General features: G+C 72.7%; 16 protein-coding genes, 1 pseudogene and 1 riboswitch. Of the genes and pseudogenes, 11 read left to right on the top strand and 6 right to left on the bottom strand.

Features of this window, described 5'->3' with window-relative positions:
• From IH45_RS0131570 to IH45_RS0131555, 4 genes and pseudogenes are all read left to right on the top strand, one after another.
• Window positions 1–232: pseudogene (locus tag IH45_RS0131570) on the top strand (DNA topoisomerase IV subunit B); the annotation flags it as partial.
• 166 nt (window positions 233–398) lie between these two features.
• Window positions 399–887, top strand: a complete 489-nt coding sequence (locus tag IH45_RS0131565) for a hypothetical protein (protein ID WP_030676350.1) — start codon at window positions 399–401, stop codon at window positions 885–887.
• Between the two features lie 73 nt (window positions 888–960).
• A complete protein-coding gene (locus IH45_RS0131560; protein ID WP_030676348.1) occupies window positions 961–2,151 on the top strand; it encodes a sensor histidine kinase in 1,191 nt (396 codons plus the stop codon).
• A complete protein-coding gene (locus IH45_RS0131555) occupies window positions 2,148–2,822 on the top strand; it encodes a response regulator transcription factor (protein WP_030676346.1) in 675 nt (224 codons plus the stop codon). The genes IH45_RS0131560 and IH45_RS0131555 overlap by 4 nt, the downstream gene beginning before the upstream one ends.
• A gap of 79 nt (window positions 2,823–2,901) precedes the next feature.
• Here IH45_RS0131555 and IH45_RS0131550 read toward each other — a convergent pair whose 3' ends face one another.
• Both IH45_RS0131550 and IH45_RS0131545 read right to left on the bottom strand, forming a co-directional pair.
• Entirely contained in the window at window positions 2,902–3,576 is a 675-nt protein-coding gene (locus tag IH45_RS0131550; RefSeq protein WP_030676343.1) for a DUF7342 family protein, read from the bottom strand.
• A complete protein-coding gene (locus tag IH45_RS0131545; RefSeq protein WP_030676340.1) occupies window positions 3,573–5,309 on the bottom strand; it encodes a sensor histidine kinase in 1,737 nt (578 codons plus the stop codon). The genes IH45_RS0131550 and IH45_RS0131545 overlap by 4 nt, the downstream gene beginning before the upstream one ends.
• 274 nt (window positions 5,310–5,583) lie before the next feature.
• On the opposite strand from IH45_RS0131545, the gene IH45_RS0131540 reads away from it, so the two are divergent.
• Complete coding sequence (locus IH45_RS0131540) at window positions 5,584–6,135, top strand: hypothetical protein (RefSeq protein WP_030676338.1); 552 nt, start codon at window positions 5,584–5,586, stop codon at window positions 6,133–6,135.
• Between the two features lie 77 nt (window positions 6,136–6,212).
• Here the strand turns inward: IH45_RS0131540 and IH45_RS0131535 are convergent, their stop codons facing one another.
• The 3 genes from IH45_RS0131535 to IH45_RS0131525 all read right to left on the bottom strand — a co-directional run bounded on the left by IH45_RS0131535 (window position 6,213) and on the right by IH45_RS0131525 (window position 10,056).
• Window positions 6,213–7,544 carry a M20 metallopeptidase family protein gene (locus IH45_RS0131535; RefSeq protein ID WP_030676334.1) on the bottom strand — a complete coding sequence of 444 codons (1,332 nt, stop codon included), beginning with the start codon at window positions 7,542–7,544 and terminating at the stop codon, window positions 6,213–6,215.
• Window positions 7,545–7,665: 121 nt separating this feature from the next.
• Window positions 7,666–8,724 (bottom strand): sucrase ferredoxin, encoded by a 1,059-nt coding sequence (locus IH45_RS0131530; RefSeq protein WP_030676332.1) that lies wholly within the window; start codon window positions 8,722–8,724, stop codon window positions 7,666–7,668.
• A 78-nt stretch (window positions 8,725–8,802) separates the two neighbouring features.
• A complete protein-coding gene (locus IH45_RS0131525; RefSeq protein ID WP_030676329.1) occupies window positions 8,803–10,056 on the bottom strand; it encodes a citrate/2-methylcitrate synthase in 1,254 nt (417 codons plus the stop codon).
• 204 nt (window positions 10,057–10,260) lie between these two features.
• Here IH45_RS0131525 and IH45_RS0131520 point away from each other — a divergent pair, with 204 nt between their 5' ends.
• Both IH45_RS0131520 and IH45_RS0131515 read left to right on the top strand, forming a co-directional pair.
• Window positions 10,261–11,427 carry a citrate synthase/methylcitrate synthase gene (locus tag IH45_RS0131520; protein WP_030676327.1) on the top strand — a complete coding sequence of 389 codons (1,167 nt, stop codon included), beginning with the start codon at window positions 10,261–10,263 and terminating at the stop codon, window positions 11,425–11,427.
• A gap of 68 nt (window positions 11,428–11,495) precedes the next feature.
• Complete coding sequence (locus IH45_RS0131515; protein WP_030676325.1) at window positions 11,496–12,710, top strand: CobW family GTP-binding protein; 1,215 nt, start codon at window positions 11,496–11,498, stop codon at window positions 12,708–12,710.
• Between the two features lie 83 nt (window positions 12,711–12,793).
• Here IH45_RS0131515 and IH45_RS0131510 read toward each other — a convergent pair whose 3' ends face one another.
• Complete coding sequence (locus tag IH45_RS0131510; RefSeq protein ID WP_030676322.1) at window positions 12,794–15,241, bottom strand: DNA gyrase/topoisomerase IV subunit A; 2,448 nt, start codon at window positions 15,239–15,241, stop codon at window positions 12,794–12,796.
• Window positions 15,242–15,488: 247 nt separating this feature from the next.
• On the opposite strand from IH45_RS0131510, the gene IH45_RS0131505 reads away from it, so the two are divergent.
• The 4 genes from IH45_RS0131505 (at window position 15,489) to IH45_RS0131490 (ending at window position 20,350) form a co-directional block, all read left to right on the top strand.
• Complete coding sequence (locus IH45_RS0131505; RefSeq protein ID WP_030676320.1) at window positions 15,489–16,826, top strand: M16 family metallopeptidase; 1,338 nt, start codon at window positions 15,489–15,491, stop codon at window positions 16,824–16,826.
• Window positions 16,827–16,846: 20 nt separating this feature from the next.
• Window positions 16,847–18,214 (top strand): M16 family metallopeptidase, encoded by a 1,368-nt coding sequence (locus tag IH45_RS0131500; protein WP_394298723.1) that lies wholly within the window; start codon window positions 16,847–16,849, stop codon window positions 18,212–18,214.
• 252 nt (window positions 18,215–18,466) lie between these two features.
• Window positions 18,467–18,620, top strand: a riboswitch (cyclic di-AMP (ydaO/yuaA leader).
• A gap of 14 nt (window positions 18,621–18,634) precedes the next feature.
• Complete coding sequence (locus tag IH45_RS0131495; protein WP_030676316.1) at window positions 18,635–19,432, top strand: M23 family metallopeptidase; 798 nt, start codon at window positions 18,635–18,637, stop codon at window positions 19,430–19,432.
• A gap of 225 nt (window positions 19,433–19,657) precedes the next feature.
• Window positions 19,658–20,350, top strand: coding sequence for a GntR family transcriptional regulator (locus tag IH45_RS0131490; protein ID WP_030676314.1), 693 nt, complete (start codon window positions 19,658–19,660; stop codon window positions 20,348–20,350).
• The last annotated feature ends 166 nt before the right edge of the window (window positions 20,351–20,516 follow it).

Genomic DNA, 20,516 nt, shown 5'->3' with positions numbered 1-20,516 from the left:
CCGCTACAAGGACAGCATCCAGCGCTACAAGGGCCTGGGCGAGATGGACGCCGACCAGCTCGCCGAGACCACCATGGACCCCCGCCACCGCACCCTGCGGCGCATCAACATCGGCGAGCTGGACGCCGCCGAACGCGTCTTCGACCTCCTCATGGGCAACGACGTCGCCCCCCGCCGCGAATTCATCACCAGCTCCGCCGCCACCCTCGACCGCTCCCGCATCGACACCTGACGGCAAGAAGCGCAGCGCACGCCGGTACGGGCGCCTGTCCACCCGTGGGTGGAGGGGCACCCGCCGCTTTTTCCACCCGCGGCCCACCCGTACGCCGATCCGGGCGGTGGGCCGTGCTCCGTAGCGTCGGGACCGTTGTTGTTCCCGTGCCACGGAGGCCCAGGTCATGAGCGGCTCGCTCAACGTTCTCGTCATCGTCGTGGTCATCGCGGTGATGGTCGTACGGCAGCTGAAACCCCAGCGGCTGGAGGCGGACGGCCGGCGCTGGTGGCTGCTGCCCGGCATCCTCGCGATCATGGCGGTGCGCGAGCCGGGCCTGCTCGACAGCGCGCACCCCACCGGGTCCGTGGTCCTGCTGGCCGTCGGCGTCGTCCTCGGGCTGCTCACCGGCGCGGCCTGGGCATGGACGATGCGCATCTGGACCGACGAGGACGGTGCGGTCTGGTCGGCGGGCCGCCCGGTGACCGCCGTCGCCTGGGTGCTCGGCGCGGCGCTGCGTTTCGGTCTGTACGGCGTCGCGGTACTGGCCGGAATCCACCTGGGCAGTCAGTCCACGATGCTGTCCGTGGCCGCCACACTGCTGGCCCGAACGGGCACCATGGCCTGGCGGGCTCAGACGCTGCGGCCGACGTACCGTGTTGCTGCCGGTGGCTGAGGCCGCGTGGCCGCGTCCCGGCCGTACGCACCGGCGGCCGGGCCTCGGGAGCCACCTGCCGGAAGGATCGTTTGTGCCGCTGAGTATCTGGACGAGCTGGCCCCTGCGGGAGGCGCTGTCCCGGGCGGGGTTCAGCACGACCCGGCTGTGGATCGGACGCGGCATCCGCGTCCTGGTGATGGCGGCCCTGCTCTGGAGCGCCCTGGTGAACCGGGAGTTCCGCGGGGCCGGCGTGCTCCTGGGACTGGCCACGGTCGCGCTGTGCGGCCTGGCCCTGTGGGGCTTCTTCCGTACGACGCTCCAGCACCGGCTGTGGCCCGCGCTCGGGCTGCTGGCACTGCTGGAGACCGGCGCCCTCTGGTTCCACCTGGAGGGCGCGAAGGCGCCGGCCGCCGTGGTGTGGGGCGCCACCGCCGTCATCTCGATGGAGCGGCTGCCGCTGGCGGCGGCGCTGCCGGCCATGGCCGTCTCCCTGGGGGCGTACACCCTGCGCAGCCCCGACGACTGGCTGTCGACCGCGACGACCGTCATCGGGCTCGGACTGGCCGGGTACGTCCTGCGGCTGGACTCGGAGGCGCGGGGCAACGCCCAGCGGCTGCTGACCCAGGAACGGGCCGCCCGCAAGGCCGAGGCCGAGACGGCGGCGCTGGCCGAGCGGAGCCGTATCGCCCGCGAGATCCATGACGTACTGGCGCACAGTCTGAGTGCGCAGTTGGTGCACTTGGAAGCGGCGCGGCTGCTGATCCAGCGCAGCGACGACCTGGAGGCGGAGCGGCAGCAGGTTCTGGAGCGGGTCGTGGCCGCGCGGGGCATGGCCCGGGAGGGGCTGGACGGCACGCGCCAGGCGCTGTCGGCGCTGCGCGGCGAGATGGCCCCGGTGGAGGACTACCTGCACAACCTCACGGCCGCCGAGGGTGCCCGCCTGGAGGTGACGGGGGAGCGGCGCGAGCTCTCTCCCGAGGCCGCTCTGGCGCTGCGCAGGGTGGCGCAGGAGGCGCTGACGAACGTACGGAAGCACGCGCCGGGCGCGCGGGTGACCGTACGCCTCGACTACGCGGAGAGCGAAGTCGGGCTGGAGGTACGGGACTCCGGGGCGCGCAGGAAGCCGCGCGGCGACGGACCGGGAGCCCTGGATGATCTCGGCTCGTCCGGTTCCGGGTACGGTCTGCTGGGGATGCGGGAGCGCGCCGAACTCCTCGGCGGAACGCTGGACTCCGGTCCCGAGGAGGAGGGTTTCGTGGTGCGGTTGCGGGTGCCGGCATGACGGCGCGGGTGGTGGTCGCCGACGACCAGACCGTGGTGCGCGAGGGAATCGTGATGCTGCTGGGGCTGCTGCCGGGTATCGAGGTCGTGGGTTCGGCCGGGGACGGCGAGGAGGCCGTACGGCTCGCCGCCGAACTGACCCCGGACGTGGTGCTGATGGACCTCCGGATGCCCCGCTGCGACGGCGTCGAGGCCACCCGGCGCATCCGTACGGAACACCCGGGCACCGAGGTCGTGGTGCTGACGACCTACGCCGACGACGACCACCTCTTTCCCGCGCTGGAGGCCGGCGCCCGCGGCTATCTGACCAAGGACGCGGACGGCGACGAGATCGTGCGGGCCATCGAGGACGTCCTGTCGGGCGAGGCGGGGCTGTCGCCGAAGGTGCAGCGGCGGCTGCTGGAGCGGTTCGCCGAGCCCCGGCGGCCCGCCGCGGCGGCACCGGCGGAGTCCCCGGACGGGCTGACCGCACGCGAGGTGGAGGTGCTGCGGCTGGTCGCCGAGGGACTGTCCAACCCGGAGATCGCCCGGTCGCTGCACGTCTCGAACGCGACCGTGAAGACCCACATCAACAACCTCTTCGCCAAGGCCGGGCTGCGGGACCGGGCCCAGGCGATCCACTACGCCTACCGCCACGGTCTCGCACAACCGCCCGAGTCGTCCATCACCTGATCGGGTCGGATCCCATCGGGTCGGACATCCTCGGGCCGGACCCCATCGGGCCGGACCTCGTCGGGTCGGCCCCCATCGGTCAGACCCAGAGGTAGCGGTGCTCGGGGCGGCCGGTCTCTCCGTACCGAAGGCTGAGCCGGATCCGCCCGGCACGTTCGAGGAGCTTGAGGTAGCGCTGCGCGGTCTGCCGGCTGAGCCCCGCCTGCCGGGCCACATCCTGGGCGGACAGCGGCTCGTCGGCCGTGCGCAGGACGGCCCGTACGCGGTCGGCGGTCGCCGCCGAATGCCCCTTGGGCAGCTCGGCGGGCCCGGCGCCGGCGGACCCCAGAGCCCCGAAGATCCGGTCGACCTCGGACTGTTCGGCCTGGCCACCGCCCTCGAAGGTGCGGTGGAGCGCCGCGTACCCCTCCAGCTTGTGACGCAGCCCGGCGAAGGTGAACGGCTTGACCAGGTACTGCAGCGCGCCCTGGCGCATGGCTGCCTGGACGGTCGCGATGTCGCGGGCCGCGGTCACCATGATCACGTCGGTCTGGACGCCGCGCTGCCGCAGCCGCGCCACGAGCTGGAGGCCGGTCTCGTCGGGGAGGTAGTGGTCCAGCAGGACGAGGTCGACGGGGGCCGTCTCCAGGGCGGCCAGTGCCTCGGCGGCGGAGTGGGCGAGACGGCTGACGCGGAAGCCCGGGATCTTCGCGACGTACGCGGCGTTGATCTCGGCGACCCGGGTGTCGTCGTCCACGACCAGTACGTCGATCATCGGGGGGCTCCTGTGTCGTACGTGGCTCCGGTGGCGTGGGTGGCTTCCGGGCCGGTGGTGAGCGCGTCGGACAGCGCGTCCGGGAGGGTGACGGTGAACTCCGCGCCACCTCCGGGACGGTCGCCCACCTCGGCGGTGCCTCCGTACCGTTCGGCGAGACGGCGTACGAGCGCCAGGCCGATGCCGCGCTGCCCGTGGGCCGGGGGCTCCTTGGTCGTCCAGCCCTCGGTGAAGATCTCCGTACGCCGGGACGCGGGCACTCCGGGACCGTTGTCACGGACCCGGACCACAGCGGTGCGCCCCTCGGCGCGAAGCTCCACCTCGACGCGCGCTCCGGGGCGGCCGGCCGTGGCGTCCAGGGCGTTGTCGACCAGGTTGCCCAGGACGGTGACCAGGCCACGCGGGTCCACCACACGGTCCGGCAGGCGGCTGCCGGGCGCGATGCCCAGCGAGACGCCGCGCTCGGTGGCGACGGTCGCCTTGCCGACCAGGAGGGACGCCAGCAGCGGATCGTGCACCCGCTCGGTGACCTGCTCGGCGGTCGCCCGATGTACGCCGACGGCCTCGGTCACGAATTCCACGGCCTCCTCGTGCAGCCCCAGCTCCAGGAGGCCGAGCAGCGTGTGGAGGCGGTTGGCGTGCTCATGATCCTGGGCGCGGAGCGCGTCGATGAGGCCGCGGGTGCCGTCCAGCTCGCGGCCCAGCCGCTCCAGCTCGGTGCGGTCGCGCAGCGTCACCACCGCCCCGCCGTCGTCGGTCGGCATCCGGTTGGCCACCAGCACCCGCTGTCCGCTGACGGTGAGCAGGTCGGCGCCGCGCACCCGCCCGGACAGGACCTCGGCGGTACGGCCGGGCGGCAGGGCCTCCGTCAGCGGCCGGCCGGTGTCCTCGGCGCGCAGGTCGAGCAGGCGCTGCGCCTCGTCGTTCAGCAGCCGGATGCGGCCGTGCCGGTCGAGCGCCACGAACCCCTCCCGGATGCCGTGCAGCATCGCCTCGCGCTCGGCGAGCAGGGCGGAGATGTCGGAGAAGGCCAGGTCATGAGTGCGGCGCTGGAGCCGCCGGGCGACGAGGTAGGCGGCCAGCGCGCCGACGGCGAGCGCCCCGCCCGCGTAGGCGAGCAGCTGTGGCACGGTGGCCAGCAGCAGTTGCTGCACGTTCTCGTAAGCGATGCCGACCGAGACGGCGCCGACGATCTTCCCCCGCTCGTCCCGCAGCGGAACCTTGCCGCGCGCGGAACGGCCGAGGGTGCCCTCGTCGATCTCCATGACCTCCTGGCCCGCCAGGACATCGTCGGGGTCGGTGGAGACATGCCGGCCGATCTGGCCCGGGTCGGTGTGGGACCAGCGCACTCCGTGTACGTCCATGATCACGACGTACTCCGCCCCGGTCGCCCGGCGGATCCGTTCCGCCTCGCTCTGCACGGGCCCGCCGGGCCCGGGCTCGGAGCTCTCCAGCGCGTCGTCGAGGCGGGACTCGGCGGCGGTGGTCTGGGCGATGGCCAGAGCGCGGCGCATCGCCTGGTCGTCGAGCTGCGCGCCGAGCGGGGCGAGGAAGAGGCCGGTGGCGAGCGCGGTGACGCCGGTGGCGATGGCCAGCTGCATCAGCAGCACCTGCGCGAAGACGCGGCGCGGCCAGCCCAGGCGGGCGCGCAGCCGTGACAGCGCGGCGCGGAGCCCGCCGCCGGCGGCCCGGCCCGCGCCGGGCTGCGCGCTGATCTCGCCCTTTGCGCCCATACGAACGAACAGTAGGCGAAGGCGGGGACCGGCAGGTGGTCAGCCCGTCCGGGGCCGGAGGACAGCACGACGGCCGGTGCTCGGCAAGCCCTGTGGACAAGCGGAGCAGCGGTTGTCCACAGGGGTTTCGGGGACCGGGCGTAGCTGCTTAATTTCGGAGTGTGACGGCGGGACTTCCGTCGGTGAGGATCTCTTCAGGGGGTGGATGGACCGATGTGGTGGAGTGATGGGGCTGCTGATCCGGTGCTGGGCGCGCCGTACCTAGGCTGTGATCATGCTGCTCATCCACGGCGGGGAAGCCGTGTCCGACGAACCCGTGCTGCGCACCGGTGGAGTGCCGCTTGTCCCGGACGGATTCGTCTGGCCGCAGTGCCGCGAGTGCGATGGAGCCATGCAGTTCCTGGCTCACCTTCCCGTCGAGGACGGGGTGATCGCGGTGTTCCTGTGCCAGAACGACCCCGGCATGTGCGACGACTGGGACGCTACGGGCGGCGCCAACCGGGCTTGCCTGTTCACCGGCCGGCTCGCGGCGGCGACGGTTCCGGCCGAGGGCGAGACGCTGCTCGGTGCCGTCACCGCGCTGCGCATCCACCCTGACGGCAGCCCCACCGACGAGCCGGTCCTGGGTCGGCTGGGCGGCGAACCCGACTGGATCCAGCACGACGAGACTCCTGACTGCCCCTCCTGCGGCGCCCGCATGACCTTCACGGCCGAGCTCGAAGAGGGGTACGACCACAGGACCTCGGCGAACTTCGGTGGGATGGGGCGTGGTTATGTGTTCTGTTGCCGGGGCTGTGGTGAGGCTGCGTTTCTCTGGCAGTGCTGAAGGGCCGCTTCCGGCGGGGCAGCCAGGGGGCCGGGTTCGCGCGCTCGGACGGGCGGGTGGTGTTCACGGGAGCGGGGTCAGCCGTCCTGGGGTGTGCTTCCGCCCGGCTGCTCCCGTGCCGGGCGGGTGCGCTCCGCGATCCAGCCGGCCATCGCCCGTACGCCGACGCCGATGGCGCGCTCGTCCGGGGAGAAGTCGGGGTAGTGCGGGTAGCTCGTGGTGATGGGTGCGCCGGGGGCGCGGACGCCGAGGAACGTGTAGGTGCCGGGTATCCGGTTCAAGTAGAGGGCGAAGTCCTCGCCGCTGAAAGGAGGGAAGGCAGCGCGAAGCTCGGTGACCATGCCCCGGCCCACGGTGCGGCGCAGGTGGCGGGCGAGCAGGCGGGCGTCGCGGGCCGGGCAGACCATGGCCGGGAACGGCTCGGCGGGGAAGCGTACTCCGGCTCCCGCGTACGGCCTGGCCGCTCGGCGGATGTCCTCGCGGACCTCCACGTACTGTTCCTGCGGCCAGCATCGGTAGGACACACTCACCCGGGCCTTCTCGGCCGAGGTCCGGACGGCCACGAACCGGGCCAGCGGTCCGTCGGGCGTCTGGGCGTCGGCGACCAGACGCTCCAGGTCCGCCGGGGACCGCGGCAGGGCCACCGTCGCCAGGGCGCCGATGTCGCCGGCCAGGCGCCGCGCGGCCTCGGACGCGTCCGGGCCGGAGAGCGTCACCTCCGCCTTGTCCTGGCCCGGCATCCCGTAGCCCGGCGTCACGGCGAACCGGCCGACCGGGAACGACCCGCAGTGGAGCGCGTGGATCTCCTCGATGCCCAAACGCTCCAGTACACCCGCGTCGATCAGTGCGCGGGCGCCGGACAGGGTCTCTTCGGCGGGCTGGAAAAGGAAGACCGCTGTCCCGCTCAGCCGGTGCCGCAGCCGTGCCAGGACCCGGGCCACGCCGATGGCCACCGCCGTGTGGACGTCGTGGCCGCAGACGTGGGCCGGTGCGGGGCCCGTACCGACGATGTCCTTGGGCGGCACCGCGTCCATGTCCGCCCGGTAGGCAACGGTCCGGCCCGGACGTGAGCCCCGCAGGACACCGACGACTCCATGGCCGCCCACTCCGGTGGTGACGGTCAGCCCTGCCGCCCGCAACTCCCGGGCCACCACAGCGGCCGTGCGCTGTTCCTGTCCCGGGGCCTCGGGGTGCCGGTGGATGTCGCGCCGCAGCTTGATCAGCGCGCGCTCCAGGCGGGCGGTTTCGGCGGCCACTGCGGACTGTTCCGCCGGCCCCTTCCACCCACCGGCGACGGCTTCCCCCGTGCCTGCCCACGCCGTCGCACCGGGCGTTGCCGCACTGGTCGCCGCCGCACCGGCCGCTGCCGCGCCGACCAGCAACGTACGGCGCGCAAAGCCGCGTTCCATGAAACGACTCACCGTTCCCCCTTCGGCTCAAGTGGTTCTCCGGGATCCACGATCGCCGTCCACTGATGCCGCTGCCCATCCGGCGGGCCACCACTTGGTGGTGGGGATAACCGCACCTCGGTCAGGGCGGGGAAGGGCGGGAGGAGGGGTGGGCGAGGGCCCGTACGGACAGCACGGCCATACGGGCCGGCCTCCCGAGCGGAAGCCCGCAACTGGCCGGTGCGGGTGCTCCGTCGGTGCGCTGCTCCACCGTGACCCGCCAGGACCGGCCGTCCCGGTGCGCGACCGTGACGGCCCAGGCCGGGGCGGCAGGCGAAGCGTGAGGGTCGGTCGCCCGGGCGGGGCCCTTTCCGCCCGGGCCTCCCCGGGCCGCGCCTCCCCGGGCCGCGCCTCCCCGGGCCGCGCCCTCCTTCACCTCGCCGGAGCCGGACGGCGGTGCGACTTCCGTCCGTACGACATCGAGCGCGTCCGCCCGGTCCTCGCGTATCAGCTCCCGTACGGCGAGGTCGGCGGCCTGTGCAGGGCGTTCCCAGGTGGAGCGGCCCCGGCAGTGGTCGAGCAGGATGCGGCCCGAGCGTGCCGACTCCACGGCGTCCTTGACCAGCGGGGCGGAGGCCCGCCCGTAGGCGTAGCCGTAGGGGAGTACGAAGAGGGTGGGGGAGAAGCGGTGGCCGCCGATGTGGGTGATCTCCCACGCCTCGGTTCCGCTGACGGCCAGTTCGGCGGCCAGCGGCCGGCCGAGGAGGGCGCAGCAGCGGTCACGCTTGCCGTTGGTGCAGACGAAGACCAGGGGATCGCCGGTGTACGGGTCCCAGAGTCCGTCGTGTTCACCCGCCCCCAGTCGTGCGAAGTCGAGGGACAGCAGCGCTTCGGGACCGGTGAGGGCGGCGGTGCGCATCCAGGAGCGGCCCGGTGCGGTATGTGCGAGGAAGGCGCGGCGGGCGGTGGAGCCGTGGCAGTCGGCGTGGCGGCCCGGTCGCCGGATGAGGGCGACGCGTACGCCCGTGCCGTCCGCGGCCGCTTCCAGGGCGCGCCCGATGCGGGGATCGAGGTGGCTCTCGGTCAGCGCCTCGGTGCCCCAGGGGCCGGTCTGCTCGACGAGCAGCCAGGTCCGGGCGGTTGCCGAGGTGCCTGCGACGGGCTCGGCGGCATCGCGGGAAGCGGTTGCGCACGTGCTCACATAGGTAACCCTAACCTGTCGTGGAGCGACCGGAATCCGCTATCGGAAACCATCAAGGGGAGGCAGCCCTTTCCCCGTTCACGGCATCGGCTGGGGCGGGCGCGGCCCCTGGTAGTGGCCGCTCGGGCGCATGCGTAGCGGGTGCTCCTCGTACTCCTCCAGCGCGTGGGCGATCCAGCCGGCCGTGCGGGCCACCGCGAAGACCGTTTCGCCGGCTTCGGGAGTCATGCCGGAGGAGACGGTCAGGACGGCCAGTGCGAGATCGACGTTGGCGTGCAGGGTGGTGTGGCGGGCGGTCGTGGCGGCGACTTCGCGGGCCGCGTCCAGGGCCGGTCCGGCTTGCGGTACGTCCTTCAGGAGGCGGAACAGGGCGCGGGCGCGCGGATCTTCGCCCTGGTAGACGCGGTGGCCGAGGCCGGGCACCCGGCGGCCGGCGCGCAGGTGGTCCGCGACCACGGCCGCCGCGCTGCCCCGCTCCAGCACCTCCAGCAGCATGCGGTGCGCCAGGCCGCTCGCGGCGCCGTGCAGGGGACCGTCCAGCGCGCCGAATCCCGCCGACACCACGGCGTACGGATGCGCCCGCGCGGAGGCGGCCACCCGGGCGGCCAGGGTGGAAGCGGCGAGGTCGTGGTCGATCAGGAGGGTAAGTGCCGCGTCCAGCGCGCGAAGTGACGGCTCGTCGGAGCGTTCCGCGGTGAGGCGCGACCACAGGCGGCGGGGGAGCGGGGCGGAGGCGTGGCCGTCCGGGGTGCCCAGGTGCGGCAGGGAGTCCACGAGGACGGGGATCAGTGCGCGCGCCGTACCCAGGACGGCGTCCTCGGACAGGTCGAAGCGCAGCGGATCGGCCGAGGCCGCCGCCACCACCGCGACGCGCAGCCGGTCCATCGGGCCGCTGTGCGCGGGCAGCGCACCGACGGCCCGACGCGCGGCGGCGAGCGCGTCCTCCGGGGAGGTGAAGCGGACGCCGGGACGCAGCACGCCGGTCCAGAGCCAGTCGGCGACCTCCTCGTAGCCGTAACGGGCGGCCAGCTCGGACGTGTCCACGCCACGGAAGTAGCAGCGGTCCTGGTCGATGAGGGTGATGCCGGTACGGATGGCCAGGTCGCCGCCCTGGGCGGCCGGTTCGCGGCGGGCGCCGCGCCGGGCGAGCGCCTCCACCTCCGCGGCGTCGAAGGTGCTGCCGCGTCCCCCGGGATTCCGTCGGCTGGTCAGCTGGCCACGGCTGACGTACGCGTACACCGTCTCCGGCTTCACGCCCAGCCGGTCGGCCGCCTCCCGCGTGCTCAGCCGCCGCTCCGCCCCGTCGCTGCCCTGAGTTTTCTGCTCCGCCATGACGCCCACCGTATCGATTCGTCGCGACCTGTGCATTGATTCAATCAATATTGACAGCTATTGAGTCAAGCATGGACAGTCGCATCAACATGCAGAAGCCCGGAACGCTCCCGCAGCACCGGGAGCTCGGAAGCCGTCAGCCGTAAGGGCCGTAAGGGCCGATAGAGCCGTTAGAGCAGCGAACACGGAAAGGCAGCACCCACCATGTCCACCACCGATCCACACACCACCGTCGACGTCCCCCGCGGCCTCGCCGGCGTGATCGTCACGGAGACCGAGCTGGGAGACGTTCGAGGCGGGGAGGGCTTCTACCACTACCGCCAGTACTCCGCCGTGGAGCTCGCGCAGAGCCGTACCTTCGAGGACGTCTGGCACCTGATGCTCCGCGGTTCCCTGCCGGACACGGAGCGGCGCGCCGCCTTCATGGCGGAGACGGTGCCCCTGCGCCACCTGCCCGACGCCGTACGGGACGCCCTGCCCGGCATCGCCCGCGCGGGCGCCCGCAGCGGCCCGCTCGCCGGCCTGCGCACCGCGCTCTCCCTGCTCGGCGCCGCCGCGGGCTTCCGGCCCCTGTACGACATCGACGCCGGACAGCGCGGCGCGGACGCGCTCACCGCGAGCGCCGCCGTGCCCACCATCCTCACCGCGCTCCACCGCCTCGGCCGTGGCCTGGCGCCGGTCGAGCCGCGGGACGACCTTCCGTACGCCGCCAACTACCTCTACATGCTCACCGGCGAGGAACCGGACCCCGAGCGCGCGAGCGCCATCGAGCGCTACCTGATCTCCACCGTCGACCACGGCTTCAACGCCTCGACCTTCACCGCCCGCGTCATCGCCTCCACCGGCGCCGACCTCGCCGCCTGCCTGGCCGGTGCCGTCGGCGCGCTCTCCGGACCGCTGCACGGCGGCGCGCCCAGCCGGGCCCTGGACGCCCTCGACGCCATCGGCAGCCCGGACCGTATCGACCCCTGGATCCGCGAACGCGTCCGCTCGGGGGAACGGATCATGGGCTTCGGGCACCCCGTCTACCGCACCGAGGACCCGCGCTCGCGGATGCTGCGGGACATCGCGCGCGGCTTCGGGGGGCCGCTCGTGGACTTCGCGGTACGGGTGGAGGAGCGGGTCGAGGCGCTGCTCGCCGAGCTGAAGCCGGGCCGGGAGCTGCACACCAACGTCGAGTTCTACGCGGGCGTGGTGATGGAGCTGTGCGGCCTGCCGCGGGAGATGTTCACCCCCACGTTCTGCGCGGCGCGGGTGATCGGGTGGAGCGCCAATATCCTGGAGCAGGCGGACGACTCGAAGATCATCCGTCCGGCGGCCCGCTATGTGGGTCCGCCCCCGCCGCAGCCGGTGCCCGCCGCGCTGACCTGACGGCGCGCCAGGCCGACGCAGGCCGACGGCGCGCCGCCGCACCGACGTACGACGATGGAGGCGCCCCCTTGGCCCCGCAGGCCCCGCGACAGATCCCGGTCATCGTGCTCGCCGGATTCCTCGGCTCCGGCAAGACGACCCTGCTCAACCACCTGCTGGGCCGCAGCGGCGGCAGCCGCGTCGGCGCGGTCGTCAACGACTTCGGCAGCATCGAGATCGACGCCATGACGGTGGCGGGACAGGTCGACTCGATGGTCTCGCTGGGCAACGGCTGCCTGTGCTGCGCGGTGGACACCAGCGAACTGGACGAGTACCTGGAGCGACTGGCCCGTCCGACGGCCCGTATCGACGTGATCGTCATCGAGGCCAGCGGGCTGGCCGAGCCCCAGGAACTCATCCGCATGATCCTGGCCAGCGAGAACGACCGGATCGTCTACGGCGGGCTCACCGAGGTCGTCGACGCGGCCGAGTTCGCGGCCACCCGGGCCCGGCATCCGGAGATCGACCGGCATGTGGCCGTCGCCGACCTGGTGGTCCTGAACAAGGCCGACCGGATCGGGGAGGCGGAGCAGCGCACGCTGCTGGCCACCCTCGCCGAGCTGAGCCCGGGGACACCGGTCGTGCCCGCCGCGTACGGGCGGATCGACCCGGAGCTGTTCTTCGACCGCAAGCCGCGTGACGAGGCGGACGAAGCGGTGCGCCAGCTGTCCTTCGAGGACCTGTTCCGCGAGGAGGCGGAAGCGGAAGCGGCGGCGGAAGCGGAAGCCGGTGCGGAGGGGGCGGCCGAGGCTCATGGGCCGGAGTGCGACGGGCAGGGGTGCGGCGGGTCGGGGTGCGGCCACAACCACGGCCGGCACCTCCACGCCGCCTACCAGAGCGTCGAGTTCGAGTCGGACGAGCCGATGAATCCGCGCCGGCTCATGGCCTTCCTCGACAGCAGGCCCGCGGGCCTCTACCGGATCAAGGGCTTCGTCCACTTCGACGTACCGGAGAACCGGCAGAAGTTCGCCGTGCACGCGGTCGGCGACTTCCTGCGCTTCTACCCGTCGCCGTGGCAGCCGGACGAGGAGCGGCGCACTCAGCTCGTCATGATCGGCAGCGGCGTCGACGCGGCGGCGCTGCGCAAGGAGCTGGCGGACTGCCGGGAGACGGGGCCGGAGCGCGCCGAGCCGGACAGCATGTGGGGAGTGCTGCGGTACGTACCGACCGGTAGCGACCCCGACCACCTTGACGGCCCCGATGACTTCGTTCCGGGCGAGCCCGAGGAATCCGACGAGCCGTAGGCCACGCGAGACAGCGTCCCCCGGGCAACGGGCCCCGGGCCGGCAAAAGCCGCCCGGGGCCCGGCGTCCCCCCGACCCGTCCGCTACACCGGCCCCGCCAGCGCCGTCACCGGCTTCGTCAGCGGTACGCCCGAGCCGTCGCGCCGCGGGTCCGGGTCCGGCAGGGGGACCGGGGAGCCCTTGGCGTCCGCGGCCCGTACCGGCGCGGGGCCGGCCCAGGCCAGCGACAGGCAGTCCTCGCCCTTCAGGAACCGCTGGCAGCGCACGCCGCCGGTCGCCCGGCCCTTGCGCGGGTACTGGTCGAAGGGGGTGAGCTTGGCCGTCGAGACCGAGTCGTCGAGGGTGCCGTGCGAACCGGAGACCGTGAAGACCATGGCGTCGGCGGCCGGGTCGACGGCCGAGAAGAAGATGACCTTCGCGTCCGGGCCCAGCTTGACGCCCGCCATGCCGCCCGCGGGCCGGCCCTGCGGCCGCACCTGCCCCGCCGGATAGCGCAGCAGCTGCGCCTCGTCGGTGATGAAGACCAGGTCCTCCTCGCCGGTACGCAGCTCGGCCGCGCCCACGATGCGGTCGCCGTCCTTGAGGGTGATGACCTCCAACTCCTCCTTGTGGGACGGATAGTCCGGTACCACCCGCTTGACGATGCCCTGCAGGGTGCCGAGCGCCAGGCCCGGCGAGGACTCGTCGAGCGTCATCAGGCAGATCAGCTCCTCGTCCTCCTGGAGGCTGAGGAACTCCGCGACCGGCGCGCCGCCCGACAGGTTCGGCGCCGCGACCGTGTCCGGCAGCTGGGGCAGGTCGACCACCTGGAGGCGCAGCAGCCGGCCGGCGGACGTCACCGCGCCCACCTCGCCGCGCGTGGTGGCCGGCACCGCCGAGACGATCACGTCGTGCTTGACGCGCTTGGCCTCCGCGTCGAAGCTCACCCCGCCGTTGGCCGTACGGGCCAGCAGCCCCGTCGAGGACAGCAGCACCCGGCACGGGTCGTCGGCGACCTCCAGCGGCACGGCGGCCACCGGGGCGCCCGCCGACTCCAGCAGGACCGTACGCCGGTCCGTGCCGTACTTCTTGGCCACCGCGGCCAGCTCGCCGGAGACCAGCTTGCGCAGCTCGGCGTCCGAGTCGAGGATCTTCGTCAGCTTTTCGATGTCGGCCTTGAGCGCGTCCCGCTCGGACTCCAGCTCGATGCGGTCGAACTTGGTCAGGCGGCGCAGCGGGGTGTCGAGGATGTACTGCGTCTGGATGTCGCTGAGCGCGAAGCGGTCGATCAGCCGCTCCTTGGCCTGGGCGCTGTTGTCGCTGGAGCGGATCAGGCGGATGACCTCGTCGATGTCGACCAGGGCCGTCAGCAGGCCCTCGACCAGGTGGAGGCGGTCGCGCTTCTTGGTGCGCCGGAACTCGCTGCGGCGGCGCACCACGTCGAAGCGGTGGTCGACGTAGACCTCCAGCAGCTCCTTCAGGCCCAGCGTCAGCGGCTGGCCGTCTACCAGCGCGACGTTGTTGATGCCGAAGGACTCCTCCATGGCCGTGAGCTTGTACAGCTGCTCCAGGACGGCCTCCGGGTTGAAGCCGTTCTTGATCTCGATGACCAGGCGCAGGCCGTGCTCGCGGTCGGTGAGGTCCTTCACGTCCGCGATGCCCTGGAGCTTCTTCGCGCCCACCAGGTCCTTGATCTTGGAGATGACCTTCTCGGGGCCCACCGCGAACGGCAATTCCGTGACGACCAGGCCCTTGCGGCGGGCGGTGACGTTCTCGACCGAGACGGTGGCGCGGATCTTGAAGGTGCCGCGGCCGGTCTCGTACGCGTCCCGGATGCCGCCCAGGCCCACGATCCGGCCGCCGGTCGGCAGGTCCGGGCCGGGCACGAACCGCATGAGCGTTTCGAGGTCCGCGTTCGGGTGCTTGATCAGGTGGCGGGCGGCGGCGATCACCTCGCCGAGGTTGTGCGGCGGCATGTTCGTCGCCATGCCGACCGCGATCCCGGACGCGCCGTTGACCAGCAGGTTCGGGTACGCGGCCGGGAGGGCGACCGGCTCCTGCTCCTGGCCGTCGTAGTTCGGCGCGAAGTCGACGGTGTCCTCGTCGATGGACTCCGTCATCAGGGACGTGGCCGAGGCCATCTTGCACTCGGTGTACCGCATGGCGGCGGGCGGGTCGTCGTTGCCGAGCGAGCCGAAGTTGCCGTGGCCGTCGACCAGGGGCAGCCGCATGGAGAAGGACTGCGCCATCCGCACCAGGGCGTCGTAGATGGAGGCGTCGCCGTGCGGGTGGAGCTTGCCCATCACCTCGCCGACGACGCGGGCGCACTTGACGTAGCTGCGCTCGGGGCGCAGGCCCATCTCGTTCATCTGGTAGAGGATGCGGCGGTGCACGGGCTTGAGGCCGTCGCGGGCGTCCGGGAGGGCGCGGGAGTAGATGACCGAGTACGCGTACTCAAGGAAGGAGCCCTGCATCTCGTCGACGACGTCGATGTCGAGGATCCTCTCCTCGAAGTCGTCCGGCGGCGGGGTCTTCGTGCTACGGCGGGCCATCGCGGCTGCGGCTCCTTCGCTTGCGTCCTGCTGCTTGCCGATGCTGATCAACGTTCGGGTCTTGTGCGGACCATTGTGGCCCGCCCCACTGACAACGCCGACCGCGACCCTCCCCGGGCCGCCGGACGAGGCGTCCGGGAAGTCCGCTCGTACGAGGCAGCCCGGACGGGAACTTCGCCATAGTCCGACGCGCTTGCATACAGTGACAGAACTTCCTCGCAAGCGGATCGAAGGGACGTACATGCCCATGGGTCACACGGCCACAGAACAAGCCGGCTCCGGCGGCCTGACAGCGACCGAGCACCGGCTGGCCAACGGCCTGCGCGTGGTGCTCTCCGAAGATCATCTGACTCCGGTCGCCGCGGTCTGCCTCTGGTACGACGTCGGCTCCCGCCATGAGGTCAAGGGCCGCACCGGCCTGGCCCACCTCTTCGAGCACCTGATGTTCCAGGGATCCGCCCAGGTCACGGGCAACGGCCACTTCGAACTGGTGCAGGGCGCCGGCGGCTCCCTGAACGGCACGACCAGTTTCGAGCGCACCAACTACTTCGAGACCATGCCCGCCCACCAGCTGGAGCTCGCGCTGTGGCTGGAGGCGGACCGCATGGGCTCCCTGCTGACGGCGCTGGACGAGGAGTCCCTGGAGAACCAGCGCGACGTCGTCAAGAACGAGCGCCGCCAGCGCTACGACAACGTCCCCTACGGCACGGCCTTCGAAAAGCTGACGGCCATGGCCTATCCGGAGGGCCACCCGTACCACCACACGCCCATCGGTTCGATGGCCGACCTGGACGCCGCCTCCCTGGAGGACGCGCGGGCCTTCTTCCGTACGTACTACGCGCCCAACAACGCGGTCCTGTCGGTCGTCGGCGACATCGACCCCGAGCAGACCCTCGCCTGGGTGGAGAAGTACTTCGGCTCCATCCCCGGCCACGAGGGCAAGCAGCCGCCGCGCGACGGCTCGCTCCCGGACGTCATCGGCAAGGAGCTGCGCGAGGTCGTCGAGGAGGACGTCCCCTCCCGCGCCCTGATGGCCGCCTACCGCCTCCCGCAGGACGGCACCCGCGAGGCCGACGCCGCCGACCTGGCGCTGACGGTGCTCGGCGGCGGCGAGTCGTCGCGCCTGTACAACCGGCTGGTGCGCCGCGACCGTACGGCCGTGGCCGCGGGCTTCGGCCTGCTGCGGCTGGCCGGCGCCCCCTCGCTCGGCTGGCTGGACGTGAAGACCTCCGGCGGCGTCGAGGTGCCGGAGATCGAGAGCGCCGTGGACGAGGAGCTGGCCCGCTTCGCCGCCGAGGGCCCCAGCCCCGAGGAGATGGAGCGCGCGCAGGCCCAGTTGGAGCGCGAGTGGCTGGACCGGCTCGCCACGGCCGCCGGGCGCGCCGACGAACTGTGCCGTTACGCGGTCCTGTTCGGCGACCCGCAGCTCGCCCTGACCGCCGTACGGCGCGTCCTGGACATCACCCCGCAGGAGGTGCAGGAGGTCGCCGCGGCCCGGCTGCGCCCCGACAACCGCGCGGTCCTCGTGTACGAGCCGACCGAGCCGACCGCCGCCGAGGACAACGACGAGGAGGCGGACCAGTGAGCGACGCCGTCAGCAATGCGATGACCTTCCACCCGCAGCCGGCCGGCGGCGAGCCCAAGCCGTGGGCCTTCCCCGCCCCCGAGCGCGCGCAGCTGCCCAACGGCCTGACGGTCCTGCACAGCCACCGCCCCGGCCAGCAGGTCGTCGCCGTCGAGATCGACATCGTCGCGCCCCTGGAGGCCGAGCCCGCGGGCCTGGACGGCGTCGCCACGATCATGGCGCGGGCCCTGTCCGAGGGCACCGACAAGCACGACGCCGAGGAGTTCGCCGCCGAGCTGGAGCGCTGCGGCGCCACCCTGGACTCGCACGCCGACCACCCCGGCGTCCGCGTCTCCCTGGAGGTCCCGGCCTCCCGGCTGGACAAGGCGCTCGGCCTGCTCGCCGACGCCCTGCGCGCCCCCGCCTTCCCGGACGGCGAGGTCGAGCGCCTGGTGCGCAACCGCCTCGACGAGATCCCGCACGAGCTGGCCAACCCGGCCCGGCGCGCCGCGATGGCCCTGTCCAAGGAGCTGTTCCCGGCCGACTCCCGGATGTCCCGGCCGCGCCAGGGCACCGAGGAGACCGTCACCCGTATCGACGCGGCGGCCGTCCGCGCCTTCTACGAGGCCCATGTGCGCCCCGCCACCGCCACCGCCGTCATCGTCGGCGACTTCACCGGTGTCGACCTGGACGCGGCCCTGGCGGAGACCCTCGGCGCCTGGACGGGTTCGCCCGCCGAGCCGGTCAAGGCCAGCCCGATCACCGCCGACGACACCGGCCGCGTGGTGATCGTCGACCGCCCCGGCGCCGTACAGACCCAGCTGCTGATCGGCCGTATCGGCGCCGACCGGCACGACCGCGTCTGGCCCGCCCAGGTCCTCGGCACGTACTGCCTCGGCGGCACCCTCACCTCCCGCCTGGACCGGGTGCTGCGCGAGGAGAAGGGCTACACCTACGGGGTGCGCGCCTTCGGCCAGGTGCTGCGCTCCTCGGCCGACGGGGACGGCGCCGCGATGCTCGCCATCAGCGGCTCGGTGGACACCGCCTCCACCGGCCCGGCGCTGGAGGACCTGTGGAAGGTGCTGCGCACCCTCGCGGCGGAGGGCCTGACGGACGCCGAGCGCGACGTGGCCGTACAGAACCTGGTCGGTGTCGCGCCGCTGAAGTACGAGACCGCGGCGGCCGTTGCGGGCACCCTCGCCGACCAGGTCGAGCAGCAGCTTCCGGACGACTACCAGGCGCAGCTGTACGTCCGGCTGGCGCGGACCGGCACGGTCGAGGCGACCGCCGCGGCCGTCAACGCCTTCCCGGTGGACCGGCTGGTGACCGTCCTGGTGGGCGACGCCGCCGAGATCGAGGAGCCCGTCAAGGCGCTCGGCATCGGAGAGGTGACGGTCGTCAAGGGCTGACGGCCCGTCACAAACGCCCGTGCGGCCCTCGGTGGCCGGCGGGCCGTGACCCGTCCGGGTGATGCTGCGTCACGAAGCGGACCCAGTGGTGCGCCGGCGCCACTGGGTCCGTTTCGTGTCCGGATTGCGGGGGCGGTTGCGTGATGACCGTGTGGTGTGTGCCACAAAACCGGCGATCTGTTTGCCGTTCGAAAGTGGCCCCGTTTAGCGTCGATCCGGCTGTCCGCGGGATCACCGCCGCAACCGCGGCACGGGCAGTCATCGCCGAGTCCCCGTACGGCGCGAGCCAGGGGAGCCGGGGAACCACGTTCCCTGGGGTGAATCGGGCGCCTTTCCGGAGGGGCCCGTAGGAGACCTTCCTGCTCCGAACCCGTCAGCTAACCCGGTAGGCGAGAAGGAAGGAAAGGACACAGCCAGCCCATGGCGTTCACCCGTGGCACCGGGAAGCACCGTGGTCCGAGCCGCAGCGCGCGGGCGACCCGCAACCTGGCCGGCATAGCCACGCTCGCCGCCTCCGGAGTCGTCGCCACCGTCGCCTCCCCGGCGCTGGCGGCGGGCAACCCGGACGACGCGAACACCCACGACACCGGCTTCCACCAGGCCGTCGTCCTCGGCGACGAACTCGCCGAGCAGATCGAGGCGCAGGCCGACGCGCAGCAGGAGGCCGCCGACGCGGCCGCCGCGCAGGCCAGGGCCGAGGCCGAAGCGCGGCAGCAGGCCGCGGAGGCCAAGCGCACGGCCGACGCCGAGGCGAAGAAGAAGCGGGAGGCCGAGGAGCGTGCCGCGCGCGAGGCCGAGCGCAAGCGCCTGCTGACGTACGTCGCCCCCGTCGACGGCTCCTACGTCTCCACCAGCTACAAGGCGTCCAGCGGCCTGTGGTCCTCCGGCAGCCACACCGGCATCGACTTCCACGCGGCCACCGGGACCACCGTCCACGCCGTGGGCTCCGGCACCGTCGTCGAGACCGGCTGGGGCGGCGCGTACGGGAACAACGTCGTCATCAAGATGAACGACGGCACCTACACCCAGTACGGCCACCTGTCGTCCATCAGCGTCTCGGTCGGCCAGACCGTCACGCCGGGCCAGCAGATCGCTCTGTCGGGCGACACCGGCAACACCACCGGTCCGCACCTGCACTTCGAGGCCCGCACCTCGCCCGAGTACGGCTCCGACATGGACCCGGTCGCCTACCTGCGCTCGCACGGCGTCAACGTCTGACGCACACCCCGTCCCCACCCGGTGCCCCGGCCTCTTGCGGCCGGGGCACCGGCGTTTTCGCGGAACCCCGCCCGCCGGCCCGGGTTTACCGCCTGGCCAAAAAATATCCATGAATGCGCCGCAGCCGTCGGAAATCCCGTTCCCGTCGAATAGAGTCACGTCGAATGCCGCCGCCCGGCGGCAAAGGGCGGACGTTTCCCGGGGATGACGGCGGAGGCACGGACGATGCGAGGCCATATTTCCGCGCATGCGGTGTGCACGGCGATCCGCGACGACATCGTATCCGGCGCTCTGCCGCCGGGCAGCCGGCTGATCGAGGAAATCCTGGCCGGCCGGTACGGCGTCTCCCGCGTCCCCGTGCGCGAGGCGCTGCGCACGCTGCAGTCCGAGGGCTTCGTCACCATCCGGCACCACGCGGGCGCCTGCGTGGCCGCGCCCACCGAGCGGGAGGCGGCCGACCTCCTGGACATCCGCGGCCTGCTGGAGCCGCTGGGCGCCGCCCGCGCCGCGGCCCGCCGCACCGCCGCGCACATCAAGGTGTTGCGCGGCATCGTCCGGCTGGGCCGCGAGCAGGCCCGGCACGGCCGGCGCGCCGAACTGCGCCAACTGGACGGCTGGTTCCACGAGACGCTCGCCCAGGCGTCCGGCAGCGCGAGCCTGGCGGCGCTCCTCACCCAGCTCCGGCGCAAGATCGACTGGATGTACGCGGTCGAGCCGCCGGCCCGCGAGGAGCGCTCCTGGGAGGAGCACGGCGCCGTGCTGGACGCGGTGAGCCGCGGGGACGCGGAGCGGGCGCGCGCCCTGATGGCGGCGCACGTCGAGCGCTCGCGCGGGGCGTACACGCTGCGGGCCGGTGTCCCCGCCCCGGCCGTGAGGACTCCGAAACAGCCCGTCAACACGGCGCGCGAACGGAATTAACACATCCGCCGTATACAAGAGCGGGAAGCGGCTTTTTCGGAAAGACGCGGGTGTGGGAAGGGTGCGGCCGGGGCGGCGTTTCGAATAACACGCGTCGCGGGGAAATGCCGTACGGAATTCCATGGTTGGGCCTGCCCGATTGCGGTGCGCCCGGAAGCCGGTAAAT

The organism is Streptomyces rimosus subsp. rimosus, assembly GCF_000720725.1.
Taxonomy (GTDB): domain Bacteria; phylum Actinomycetota; class Actinomycetes; order Streptomycetales; family Streptomycetaceae; genus Streptomyces; species Streptomyces rimosus_A.
Note: the sequence above shows the minus strand (reverse complement) of the source record. Positions and strands in the feature narration are given on the sequence as shown.